The 12,936-nt window shown below is 40.9% G+C and carries 7 protein-coding genes; 5 read left to right on the forward strand and 2 right to left on the reverse strand.

Annotated elements, in window-relative coordinates:
- Positions 1 to 43: 43 nt before the first annotated feature.
- Complete coding sequence (gene crtR, locus VB836_RS20450; protein ID WP_323222048.1) at positions 44 to 916, reverse strand: beta-carotene hydroxylase; 873 nt, start codon at positions 914 to 916, stop codon at positions 44 to 46.
- A 143-nt stretch (positions 917 to 1,059) separates the two neighbouring features.
- On the opposite strand from crtR, the gene VB836_RS20455 reads away from it, so the two are divergent.
- The 5 genes from VB836_RS20455 to VB836_RS20475 all read left to right on the forward strand — a co-directional run bounded on the left by VB836_RS20455 (position 1,060) and on the right by VB836_RS20475 (position 11,877).
- On the forward strand, positions 1,060 to 1,881 hold the full coding sequence (locus VB836_RS20455) for a COP23 domain-containing protein (protein WP_323222049.1): 822 nt from the start codon (positions 1,060 to 1,062) through the stop codon (positions 1,879 to 1,881).
- A 245-nt stretch (positions 1,882 to 2,126) separates the two neighbouring features.
- Positions 2,127 to 3,881, forward strand: a complete 1,755-nt coding sequence (pyk, locus tag VB836_RS20460) for a pyruvate kinase (RefSeq protein WP_323222051.1) — start codon at positions 2,127 to 2,129, stop codon at positions 3,879 to 3,881.
- 832 nt (positions 3,882 to 4,713) lie between these two features.
- On the forward strand, positions 4,714 to 9,690 hold the full coding sequence (locus tag VB836_RS20465; protein WP_323222053.1) for a PAS domain S-box protein: 4,977 nt from the start codon (positions 4,714 to 4,716) through the stop codon (positions 9,688 to 9,690).
- The gene (locus VB836_RS20470) at positions 9,683 to 11,686 is read left to right on the forward strand and encodes a two-component system response regulator (protein ID WP_323222055.1); all 2,004 of its coding nucleotides are present in this window, start codon (positions 9,683 to 9,685) and stop codon (positions 11,684 to 11,686) included. Before VB836_RS20465 ends, VB836_RS20470 begins: the two co-directional genes overlap by 8 nt.
- Before the next feature lie 38 nt (positions 11,687 to 11,724).
- Positions 11,725 to 11,877 (forward strand): diguanylate cyclase, encoded by a 153-nt coding sequence (locus tag VB836_RS20475; RefSeq protein ID WP_323222057.1) that lies wholly within the window; start codon positions 11,725 to 11,727, stop codon positions 11,875 to 11,877.
- Here VB836_RS20475 and VB836_RS20480 read toward each other — a convergent pair.
- Positions 11,861 to 12,760 (reverse strand): PPC domain-containing protein, encoded by a 900-nt coding sequence (locus tag VB836_RS20480; protein WP_323222058.1) that lies wholly within the window; start codon positions 12,758 to 12,760, stop codon positions 11,861 to 11,863. The genes VB836_RS20475 and VB836_RS20480 overlap by 17 nt on opposite strands.
- Positions 12,761 to 12,936: the final 176 nt, after the last annotated feature.

The following is a 12,936-nucleotide window of genomic DNA, read 5'->3' on the forward strand; positions in this document are numbered from 1 at the left end:
GATTTTCCGAGGTCAGAGCTACATATTTTTCAGGGGTTGACTCTCAATGATGAAAGCGTATTCCCAAAAAGATATCGTAAATAAAACCCCGAAAATCTTTTCCTTGTAACAACCCTAAGGTTTGAGGTGAACCTTTAGCATCTAATAAGGGTTTCATTTTCTCATAGGCGGGTTTGTATTGATACCAAGGAATCGACGGCCACAGATGATGAATCAGATGATAATTCTGACCGAGAATTAAGATATTCAGGATAGCGCTGGGGTAAACTCTAGCGTTTTTCCAGCGATTTCGCTCTTGAAAGGGGCGATGAGGCAGGTAATCAAAAAATAACCCCAAAGCCAAGCCCACAACCAGCGCAGGTGAAAACCAATAGTTGAGGATATATGGGGTAAAGCCATAATGTATCGAACAGCCGACGATGCTAAAGACGACTAACCGACTCAAAAACCATTCCAAAAGCTCATATTTTCGCCAAAGTTGCCGTTTAAAGAAAAATACCTCATGGTAAAAGAAACGAGCTGCAATCAACCATAAAGGCCCGCCTGTGGAAACAAAATGATCCGGGTCGTTGTCTGGATCATTAACATGAGCATGGTGCTGTATGTGAACCCGTGTAAACACTGGAAAGGCAAAACCGAGCATGAGCGCACTGCCATGTCCCAGAATGGCATTCACAATCCGATTTCGATGCGCTGAATTATGAGAAGCATCGTGAATCACTGTTCCTGCTAAGTGCAGAGCCAGCACGTTAATGAAAAAACAACACCAACCTACCCAATTCCAACACCAATATCCGATCGCCGATGTTGTTACTAAAGCTACTGCAACTAGGAACATCAGTAGCGTTAAATTGAAGCCCCCCTCCGGGAGAAGAAACTCCTTGGGAGCCGTCAGTGCCTTCCCGGCCTCCGACATTACTGTTCGTACTCCTTATTCTGTCACACCACTGTATTTTATGAGACTCTGCCGCAAACTGTAAAGTTTCGTGACAAAAATGAATCTCAGTTTAACAAGTTGAAAACCAACTTTAAATTTACCCGAAGAAGGAGAAAAATTCCATGTCCTCTCGTTTAAAGTCTCGTTCTCACCTCAGCTCCAATCTACACCGAATTCTCAGTTTATCGGTGAGTGTTTTCATTTTATTGGGTTTTGGCTCTGCCCAAGCTAGACCCAACTGGACAGGAGGGGGTCGTACTCCTGGATGGTTTCCTCAACAAAACGATGATAGTCGGGACATCCGAGTTCCAACACCGGAAACCAGCGAAACTCAAACTGAACCCCGTCAAACCCAAGGTTCACCGCTTCCCGACTCGCCCAGCAATACTCCGATCCCTGTGGAGGAAATTCAAACCGAAACGGCGACTGAACCTCGGTTTAGATGTGAAATCATTGGGGGTGAATATACTGTCATGTATTATCCGGTTAGTCAAGACAATCAAGGCTTTGCTTGGGCGGTTCCGGGTGAAATGGGAGGGGGTTGGACTCCTGATCGTCGCTGTAACGAAATCAGTAGCCGTTTAGAGTCCTATCGACCCGATGGACTGTATGAATTGCTAACTGGAGTAGAAAACGGCTATAACGTGATTTGTGCGACAACCGAAGATATCCCCAGTTGTCGAATTGTCTTAACTATACCGACTGGAGAAAACCCCCAACAAGTCCGCGATCGGATTTTCCAAAACCTCGTCGTCGCTGATAGCGGTACTGCAACCCAAGGCGTTTATACTCTCACCGACGAAAGCAGCACGGGTGATATTATTAGGGGTATCTTCCGAGGCGGTACGGGTGGCAACTCTACTCAACAAAATCGCTCCCAAGGGATTAACCTCAAACCCTTCCTCGCCCCCGAAGATGGTGGAACAGGTGCAAAGTTACAGTGAACAGGCAACAGGTAAGCAGGTTCGCTGGTGACAAGGAAAAGAACTAATCTCGGTAAAGCTGGGTTTAGAGAAGTCATAGCGGTTTTCAATTTTTAGAGGCACAAGTTCGATTAAAAACCCGGTTTCTCAATAGAAAGCGGGTTTTTGGGAGTACCCGATCGCGATCGCACACCGCTATATTTGTGGGAAGATATACATTTTGATGGAACTCGCCCCTACCAAACTGATAACTGATAACTGTAAAGATGCACCGAACTAAAATTGTCGCCACCATTGGCCCTGCAACCGCCCAGCCTGAAGTTTTACGCGCCTTAATAGAAGCAGGTGCAACAACTCTGCGACTCAACTTTTCTCACGGTACTCACGAAGATCATCAACGCAGTATTCGGATGATTCGGCAAATCTCCTTTGAACTGAATCAACCCGTTGGCATTCTACAAGATCTCCAAGGCCCGAAAATTCGTTTAGGTAAATTTGAAAACGGTTCCATTGTCCTCAAACGAGACGATCCCTTCATTCTGACGCCACGTCTGTTACCGGGAACCCAAGAAATCTCCTCTGTCACCTACGAACCCCTGGCCGATGAAGTTCCAGAAGGTGCAAACATTTTGCTCGATGATGGCAAAGTGGAAATGATTGTGGAAAAAGTTGACTCTTTGACGAAAGAACTGCATTGTCGGGTCGTTGTAGGAGGGCCGCTTTCCAACAGCAAAGGGGTTAATTTTCCGGGGGTGTATTTGTCGATTAAAGCCTTAACGGACAAGGATCGTAAGGATTTGATGTTCGGCCTCGATCAAGGGGTGGATTGGGTCGCGCTTTCTTTTGTGAGAAATCCTCAAGATGTTTTGGAAATCAAAGAACTGATCGCCAGTGCAGGCAAAAATGTTCCTGTAATCGCCAAAATTGAGAAACACGAGGCAATCGAACAGATGGAAGAAATCCTCACCCTCTGTAACGGTGTAATGGTCGCTCGGGGAGATTTAGGGGTGGAACTTCCGGCTGAAGATGTCCCCATTTTACAAAAGCGGTTGATTGTCACGGCGAACCGCATGGGAATTCCCGTGATTACGGCGACTCAAATGTTAGACAGTATGGTGGGCAATCCTCGACCGACTCGGGCTGAGATTTCTGATGTGGCGAATGCGATTTTAGATGGTACCGATGCGGTGATGTTGTCTAACGAAACGGCTGTGGGTAAATACCCGGTCGAAGCAGTCGCAACGATGGCTCGAATTGCGACTCGCATTGAAAAAGAAGGGATTACCCGTAATATTTCTACGGTGGCTGATACGGGGCGATCTGTTCCCAATGCGATTTCGGCGGCGGTGGCTCAAATTGCTCAACAAGTGGATGCGGCCGCGATTATGACTTTAACGAAAACCGGAGCAACGGCTCGGAATGTTTCAAAGTTTCGCCCTGCTACCCCGATTTTAGCCGTGACGCCTCATGTGGAAGTGGCGAGACAGTTGAGTTTGGTTTGGGGGGTAAAGCCTTTATTGGTCTTAGATTTGTCTTCTACGGATCAAACGTTTCAGTCGGCGGTGAATGTCGCCCGAGAAAATCATTTACTGTCTGATGGGGATTTGGTGGTGACGACGGCGGGAACTCTGCAAGGGGTTCCGGGTTCGACGGATTTGGTGAAAGTGGAAGTGGTCAACGCTTTGTTAGGGAAAGGAACGGCTGTTGGTCAGGGTTCGGTTACAGGACGGGCGAGAGTGGCAAAAGATGCTTTGCAGTTAGGTGATTTTAGTTCGGGTGATATTTTGGTTGTTCCTCAAACCAGCGCTGAGTTTTTAGAGGTGATTCGTAAAGCTTCTGGAATTGTCACGGAAGTGGATAGTTTGACTTCTCATGCGGCGGTGATTGGTTTGCGTTTGGGAATTCCGGTGATTGTTGGGGTGAAAAATGCGACTCAGGTTATTCGCAATGGCACTATTTTAACTTTGGATATGCAACGGGGTTCGGTGTATTCGGGGGCGACGGGAGGATCAATCAGTTAACTGTTATCAGTTTTTTCAGTGATCAGTTCTACAGTAACCAGCGCAAACTTGCGACCCGGCGGAATAGTCGGTAGCAAAGTTTGTAAGAGAGTGACCAGTTTAGGGGCAATTCATGAATTGCCCTTACAACACTGAATAGCAGAAGTCAGGAGACACCGAGACAGAATTGAAACCTTAGTCAGGAGACACCGAGACACCGAGACACCGAGACAGAATTGAAACTTTTATCATAAAAGGATTTGACAGAAAAACACTGTCCTAATCAAAGGCTTCGACTGCTATAACTGATAACTGGTGACTGTATTGACTCATCTTTTTCACATTTTAAGTAATTTTTATCTCAAAAACTGTCTTTGATTTGTACAAAATTAGTGACTCAATATAACTTTAACAAAAGCTTTTCGTATCTTTATATAAAATCAACAGATGTTAGATGCTGTAAGTCTTGCAGGTTGAGCATACAAGTTGGCTCGAAATTAAAAACAGTATAAATATATACAAAATATTGGGTGTAGATTTATAAACATAAAAAATCCTTAACCTAATTTAAATCAATCTAACTTATGATATACATAAAACTTAAGTGTTAGATTTATAGGATAATCAACTTTCATCCAATTGAAATAGTCTTTTTTGAATTTCCTCTGGATTAATCAGACTCAATCTAGTGTATTGATCCACTTTTAAACGTTAATTTTGGTTGTAAAATTTCTCAATTTTTAAGAGAAGATCGTCGGCAAAATCTAGGGTTTATTGTAAATTTTTAAGGCGGATTAAGTCGGAGATTTTGACCCCAGATAAAAAAAACCGGAGAAAAAAGTCCACTAATTTTATGGGTTTTCAGTTGCAGCATCTTCAAAAAACTTGGCTAAAGTCCCCTTGGTTATCGGTGTTGGTGGGGTTAAACTTTAGCATTGTTGCAATGGTTCTGGGGCGACAAGTTATGATGCGTGAGCGCAGTCAATTTCTGGAGTTGATACAATCGGAGTCACAGGCAATCGAAGTGGCTTTAAAAAGTCGCTTAGGAGATAAAATATTAACCCTCGAACACATGGGGGAGCGTTTAATATTATGGAGTGAGCAAGTCCCTAATCTGTGGCAAACTGACTCCAAAAGCTATTTAAAATCTTTTCCTTATCTGTTGGCTTTAGCACGTGTTGATCCCGACTTTCAGGTGATCTCGGTAATTCCGACTCTCAAAACAGATAACGTTACTCGCTTGAATGACCAGATCAAACTCCAGCAACAACGGGTAATCACTCAGTCTAAAATTTTTGCTGAAACTCAAATTAGCGATCGGGTTGAACTGAACTATTTTAATCAAACTTTGAAGGTCGGATTGCTGGTTTATGTTCCTTTATTTAAAGACCAAATATTTCAAGGCTGGTTAGTGGCAGTCATTGATGTTGATTGTTTATTTAATAAGCTACTGACAGAACTTGCTAAAATCCCAAATTATCACATTGTTCTGGTTGAAGATGGAAATAAAATTTATAACACAAATCCGCCCAAAGAGACTGGGAAAATCTCACCGCAGCAAATCGCCTATACGCAAATACTCCCAGTAGAAGTAGCAGGGGCTTCTTGGAAGCTCGAGATCATCCCTAGCTCAAAAATACTCAGAGAACATTATTCTTACCTTTCTACGGCGATTTTTTGGGGGGGGATACCCATCTCAGGGTTGTTGGGGTTTATGGTGTATTTGCTGCAAGGTAGAACCCGACAACTGAATGATATCCAACAACTTAACCGATCACTAACGACTTTAAGCGAATGCAACCAAGCCCTAGTCCGAGCCAAAACTGAACAAGAACTCTTGAGTGAAATTTGTCAGATTTTGATTAAAATTGGCGGCTTTCAACAAGTCCGAGTCGGATTTGTTCAACCGGATGATGAAAGGATCAATTGGGTGGCTTATAGCCGTGCTGAGGGGTCATCAAATCTGGCTTGTTGTCAAGCGGTATTTAATAACAGAGATAGTTCGATCACAACGGTTCTGCAAACGGGAATGTATAACGTTGTTTGCTGTTTGATAGACTCACTTCAGCAAAAGGTTATTTATAGAGCAAACTTTCCTCTAATTAGAAGAAAAGAAAAGAATATTGAAGACTTGAGTGATTCATCGCTTATTTTCTCTGAAGTTTTTGGGGTGTTGGTACTCGAATCGACTGAAAAAGAAGCCTTTGAAAAGTCAAAAATTTCCTTACTCCAAGAACTCGCTGATGACCTAACCTATGGAATTACAAGTCTACAAACCCGCCAAGCTAGACGAGAAAGCGAGGAAAAATTTAGGCAAATTGCTGAAAATGTAGAGGATGTTTTTTTTGTGCATTCACTGAATCCGCCCCAAATGCTTTATATTAACCCCGCATACGAAAAGATTTGGGGGCGTAGTTGTCAAGAAATCTACCAAAGATATGATGCTTGGTTTGATGATATCCATCCAGATGACCAAAAACTGATTTTAGAAAAATTCACTGCTTTTATGAATTCGGGTGAATTTGCAGGAGAATATCGCATCATTCGACCCGATGGAGAAGTTCGTTGGATTTTGTCAAAAACGTTTCCGCTTTCTAGCCAAGACGGAGAAGTTTATCGTACTGTTGGTATTGCTCAAGATATCACGGCTCACAAACAAGCAGAAGAACAATTAAGCAAGCTTTCTGAACGCTTGCAATTAGCGCTCAAATCTGGAGAAATTGGCATTTGGGAATGGGATATTGTCAACAATATCTTAACTTGGGATCAACGGATGTATCAACTATATGGGGTTGATATCTCAAACTTTAGTGGTGTTGTTCAAGCCTGGAAACAGATTTTACATCCGGATGATAGAGGGGAGTTAGAGTTGTTGAATCAACAGGTTTTGAAAGGAGAAAAGGATTATGATACAGAATTTAGAGTTGTTCATCCGGATGGTTCAATTCGCTATATAAAAGCTGATGCTCTCATTCAACGCAATCAAACAGGTGAACCCCTGCGTATGGTGGGGATTAACTACGATATTACCTCACGCAAACATACAGAAATTGCCCTTAAGGAGAAAAAAGAACTATTACAAAATATTCTGGATCATATTCCTGTAATGATTGCTTTGATAGATAGTCAGTACAATATTCTCTGGGTGAACCAAGAATGGGAAAAAGTTTCCGGCTATCAATTTGAAGAAATTAGTCAGTTTGACATCTGGGCGGATGCTTTTCCTGACCCAGAATACCGTCAATATATTCTCAAAAAGCTGCGAACAAAAATGGGCTGTTGGGTTGATATGAAAGTTCGGGTACGAAGTGGACGGATCACCGAACAAACTTGGATGAATATGTATTTGTCAGACCGGAAAATTATTGCCATTGGTCAGGATATTACCTCACGTAAACGCGACGAAGAAAAGCTCCGTGAAAGTGAAAATCGCTTGCGTCAAGTGTTAGAAAATATGAGCGTGATGCTCGATGCTTTTGATGAGGAAGGAAATATTATCGCTTGGAATAAAGCCTGTGAAAAAATTTCGGGATATACCGCAGATGAAATCATTGGAAATCCCGAGGCTATTAAGTTATTATATCCCGAGGAAAACTACCGCAAACAGATGATAGAAGATTGGAACACTAGAGGAAATAACTATTCTGATTGGGAATGGAATTTAACGGCTAAAGATGGCAAGATTAAAACCATTAGTTGGACGAATATTTCTGATATTTATCCAGTTCCGGGATGGTCAAGTTGGGGAGTTGGGATTGATGTCACGCAACGCAAACAAAGCGAAGAAAAGCAACGTCTTTTGTATAAGATCAATCAAGCGATGACGGCGGCTGAGGATTTGGATGAGGCGTTAGAAATTGCTTTATCGTTTATTTGTGAATCGATTAGTTGGGATTATGCAGAAGCTTGGATACCGGAAGAAGAAACACAACGCCTAGAATTGTGTTCTCATTTCTATAGCAATAATCCTGATTTAGAACCCTTTTTCTTGGGAAGTAAAAAGTTAACTTTTCGCCAGAATGAAGGAGTTCCTGGGCTGGTGTGGGCGACTCAAAAACCGGAATGGTTATGCCCTTTATTAAAGCAACTTGATTCGGTTTATGTGCGTCGAGCATTGGCTGAGTCTGTTCAATTAGAAACAGCCTTGGCGATTCCAATTCAGTTAGAGACTCAAATTGTCGCTATTTTTATCTTCTATTGTCAAAAATATCGCCAGCGAGATCAGCATTTAATTGAGTTAGTTTATTCATTAGGAAATCAACTGGCAATAACGCTTCAGCGACGACGGATTGAACAAGATGTACGAGAGTTGAACCAACGCCTTGAAGAACGAGTAAAAATCCGTACAACCGCCTTAGAAGCGAGCAACCAGGCTTTGAAAGAGGCGAAAGCAATAGCCGATGCTGCCAACCAAGCTAAAAGTACGTTTCTGGCTCAGATGAGTCACGAACTACGAACACCCTTGAATGGGATTTTAGGCTATAGCCAAATTCTCCAACAAGATAAAAGTTTAACGCCTCAACAAAAGCAAAGTGTAGCGACGATTCAAAAGTGTGGTGAACATTTACTCGACTTAATTAATGATATTTTAGATTTGGCAAAAATTGAAGCGAAAAAAATGGATTTACATCCGACTTCGGTCTGGCTTCACGGTTTTTTAGAAGAAATTGTTGCAATCTTTCGGATTAAAGCCGAAGAAAAGGGATTAAGCTGGACTTATTTAGGGGATTCGCAACTCTCTTATTTACACTGTTTAGCCGATAAAAAACGACTCCGACAAGTGTTGTTGAATCTCTTAAGTAATGCGATCAAATTTACGGAAATTGGTCAAGTGATATTCGCTGTAGAGGTTGTTTCCCCTATTGCCAACTCCAGTGAATTTGTTACACTCAGGTTTAAGGTTGAAGATACAGGAATTGGTATTCCTGACGAGGATATTGATCGCCTATTTCAGCCTTTTGAACAAGGTACGGAAGCTTACAAACAATCAGAGGGAACGGGTTTGGGTTTGACGATTACTCAAAAACTTTTAGAGATGATGCAAACGAAACTAGAAGTTGAGAGCCAATATAATAGGGGTAGTTTATTTAGGTTTTATCTTCAGTTACCGATTCTAGAAGTCGTCAATCAAGGTAACTACCCGAGTAAAGTCTCTAAAATCGTTATGGGGGTGAAAGGCAGATCACCGAAAATTTTGGTAGTGGATGATAAAATGGAAAACATTGTATTTTTGCAGGATTTTATGTTGTCGATTGGCTTTCGGGTAGAAATTGCTAATAATGGGAGAGCGGGTTTAGAAAAAATCAATGAATTTCACCCCGATTTAGCGATTATTGACATCGTAATGCCGGAAATGGGAGGCTTGGAAATGATAGAAGTGATTCGTCACAACTCTGCTTACAAAAATCTCAAAATTATTGCGAGTTCTGCGAGTGTTTTTAGCACCGATCAAGCGCTATGTTTTGAGGCGGGGAGTGATGCTTTTTTAACAAAACCTGTTGAGATTCAAGATTTGCTGAAAAAGTTAGAATATTTACTCAAGATTGAATGGATTTACCGGGAAGATCATCAAGAAGATGCTTCATCAGATCAGTTGACAAATTCGGCGGATCAGTCGGAAGTTGATATTGATAATCTATTACTCGAAAATTTATATGAGTTAGCTCTAGACGGAAATATTAAACAAATTAAACAGCAAGCTCTTGACTTAATAAAAGTTGATTCAAGTTCTGCTGCTTTTGCAGAAGCTTTGCTGAGACTTGCTAATAATTTTCAAGAAAAAGAAATCTGTCAACTGATTGAAAAGTATCGGAGTCAAAACCATGAATAAACCCTCAAGTGCGAAAAGTAAAATTTTAATCGTTGATGATAACTCGGAAAATTTAGGGGTACTTTTTAATATTCTTGATGCAATGGGCTATGATATTCGGATTGCTCAGGATGGAGAAAGTGCGATCGCTAAAATTAAACGTCATCCACCCGAACTGATTTTACTCGATGTGATGATGCCAGGAATTGATGGATTTGAAACCTGTTCTCGCATAAAAGCCGAGCCGAGTTTAGCCGAAATTCCTGTGATTTTTATGACGGCATTATCAGAAACAATAGATAAGCTGAAAGGCTTAAAATTAGGTGCGGTTGATTATATTACTAAACCTTTTAATACTGAAGAAATTTTAGCTCGGATTCAACTCCATTTACAACTCTATCAAACGACTCAAAGACTGAAACAAGAAGTGATTGAACGTAGTAAAGCGGAAACCGCTTTCGCTCAACTCAATCAACAGTTAGAACAGCAGGTAAATGAACGAACAAAAGAGCTAGCTATGACGCTAGAACAGCTTCAAAAAACCCATAAAGAGTTATTATCTCGCAAGCAACAGTTAGAATATCTAGCTTGCCATGATACCTTAACAGGATTGCCGAATCGCAATTGGTTGATGTTTCGATTAGAGCATTTAATTGATCGATCAAAAGTTGATTGTGGCTTTCATTTTGGGCTGATCTATCTTGATCTCGATCACTTTAAAGTCATTAACGAGAGTATGGGGCATATTGTCGGGGATGGTTTGCTCAATCAAGTTGCTCAACGGTTGCTCCAAACTTGTACAAAATCTTTTGGTTCAGTGGTGCGTTTGGGTGGCGATGAATTTGTGATTTTATTAGAAAATATTTGCCATATTGAGCGAGCAAGTTCTTTAGCTGAAACGATTTTAAATCAGTTCAAATTGCCTTTGGAATGGGAAAATTATCAATATCATATTAATGCAAGTATTGGGATTACTCACAGTTCTTTTGGCTATGAAGAAGCCGCAGAAGTCTTGCGAGATGCAGATTTAGCGATGTATAGTGCAAAAAAAGCAGGGCGAGGCTGTCATCGAGTTTTAACGGCAAATCTGCAAAAACAAGCCGCCTTACGGTTACAACTTGAACAAGAACTCCGAAAAGCAATCAAGAATCAAGAATTTTGCTTGCATTATCAACCAATTGTTTCTTTGACAAGCGGAGAATTAGCGGGGTTTGAAGCCTTAGTGCGTTGGCAACATCCGGAACGGGGAATGGTTTCACCAGGACTTTTTATTCCGATTGCAGAAGAAACGGGTTTAATTTATGATTTGGGAGACTGGATTTTTAATTCAGCAGTGAGTCAGTGGCGAGAGTGGCAACAACAGTTTCCGGTTTGTACTGATTTGGTGCTTCATATTAATTTGTCTCCAATTCAACTCACTCAGGACAATTTCTTTATTCGCCTGGAAGAATTGCTCGTCAAAAATAAGTTAGATCGTTCTGGTTTAAAGTTAGAGATTACCGAGAGTTGTTTAATCTCACAACAAGTCAAATCCTCTCGTGTACTTGATCAAGCCAAGTTGATGGGCTTACAATTATGTATTGATGATTTTGGTACGGGTTATTCTTGTTTAAGTCATTTGCAAGAATTACCCCTGGACAGCTTAAAAATTGATCGATCTTTTGTGATGAATCTGGGAGAAAATGACAAGGATGCCGCGATTGTTAGAACAATTATTGCCTTGGCGCATAATTTAGGTATGGAGGTGGTTGCCGAAGGGATTGAAACCTATGAACAATGGCAAAAACTAAAAGCGTTGGGATGTGAATGGGGACAGGGATATTTGTTTGCTAAACCGATGAATATTCAACAAGCAACGCAAGCGATAAAATCCCTACAAGAAGGAACTGCAATCTTGATAGAAAGTTCATCTTTTTTAAAGAGAGGAGGAGTCACCGAGTCACCGAGGAAATCAAGAAGAAGAAAGAGTCGGATTATGAGAAAGTTTTTTATCACTAATTATCCGGACATGATATAAAACATATTAACTTACATTATCGTCATCAGTCACTCGGAATGATTTCAATTTCTGTCGGAGTAGCGATTTTTCCTAAACATGGATTGACTGGAGAAGCAGTTGTCAGAGCGGCTGATACTGCGCTTTATCAAGCCAAACGGGAGGGACGCGATCGCGTTGTAGTTGCTCATTCAATTAAACTAGAGGAGTAATATCAAAGGTTAAAATATAGTCCGTTTCTCCTTCAAATTGAGACACCCGTACAAAGTAAGTTCCAGTTGTCAGTGAGTCAAAAATTAGAGATTCTGAAGCAATTCCTAAGTTTTTTGATGTTGTTAAAATTTCATCAAATTCGATCACTTCATTGGAGTTGATATCTTGTAAAATCTCTAAATCAGCATCAGCCGTTAATTGGCTTAAGCGAATACTGACTTGACTGGCTTCATTGGGAACAACAAAACGATAAAGATCCACCGGATTTTCTTCACTAACCGACTCAATAGCCGTGCGACTTCCGAGTAACGTATCCAGTTGAAAGGCTCCCGATAAATCATTACGGGGATCTGGAGAAACGCCTAATTTTCCCTCAACAAGTCCGAAGCGAATAAAATGTTCAAATAAACTATTGACAACGCCATCTTCTATCGTTATTATCACTTCAGGATAACGTTCTTGATAAAATAAAGCATCAAAAAATACACTCGGATTTCGTCCTTCAAATTGACCAAACTTTAAAAAGTGTTCAAAGGTTGTGAGTTGTTGTTGTTGAACAGCCGTTTGAACATCAGAATATTGTTCTAAATAATAAGCGGTATCAAATAAGGGGTTTGGGTTTCGTTGTTCAAACTGACCAAATAAGATAAAATGTTCCGCTTCGGTGATGGCTTCTCGTTCAACTGCACCTGCAACATCGGTATAAATCGAACGATAATAAGCTGGATCAAATAAGGGATTGGGTTGCAAACTTTCAAACTGTCCAACTTGTAAAAAATGATCGAGTCCGCTTTCATATTCTCCCGCATTAACTGATCCTTCAACATTAGGATATTGGCTAAAATAAAAGTCTTGATCTAAGAAGTCTTCCAAGGTGAGCATAGATTGTCAATTCCTTAACGTTCTGATGGTCAGCTTTCTGTCATCATTGGAGAAATTGATCATACCATTATTTGTCAATTTGGCAAAAAAAGAATTGAAAACTTATAATTTTATTAAGAATTTAACCCATCTTAATGATAATAGATAACAATAGAGCCGAACCCGTGAGTTTAACC

Origin of the sequence: Limnoraphis robusta BA-68 BA1, assembly GCF_034932365.1 — a bacterium.
GTDB classification, from domain to species: domain Bacteria; phylum Cyanobacteriota; class Cyanobacteriia; order Cyanobacteriales; family Microcoleaceae; genus Capilliphycus; species Capilliphycus robustus.

Excerpts from the sequence above, each read along its gene's own strand:
- crtR (WP_323222048.1), bottom strand. The coding sequence starts at position 916 with ATGTCGGAGGCCGGGAAGGCACTGACGGCTCCCAAGGAGTTTCTTCTC.
- VB836_RS20455 (WP_323222049.1), top strand. The coding sequence starts at position 1,060 with ATGTCCTCTCGTTTAAAGTCTCGTTCTCACCTCAGCTCCAATCTACAC.
- pyk (WP_323222051.1), top strand. The coding sequence starts at position 2,127 with ATGCACCGAACTAAAATTGTCGCCACCATTGGCCCTGCAACCGCCCAG.
- VB836_RS20465 (WP_323222053.1), top strand. The coding sequence starts at position 4,714 with ATGGGTTTTCAGTTGCAGCATCTTCAAAAAACTTGGCTAAAGTCCCCT.
- VB836_RS20470 (WP_323222055.1), top strand. The coding sequence starts at position 9,683 with ATGAATAAACCCTCAAGTGCGAAAAGTAAAATTTTAATCGTTGATGAT.
- VB836_RS20475 (WP_323222057.1), top strand. The coding sequence starts at position 11,725 with ATGATTTCAATTTCTGTCGGAGTAGCGATTTTTCCTAAACATGGATTG.
- VB836_RS20480 (WP_323222058.1), bottom strand. The coding sequence starts at position 12,760 with ATGCTCACCTTGGAAGACTTCTTAGATCAAGACTTTTATTTTAGCCAA.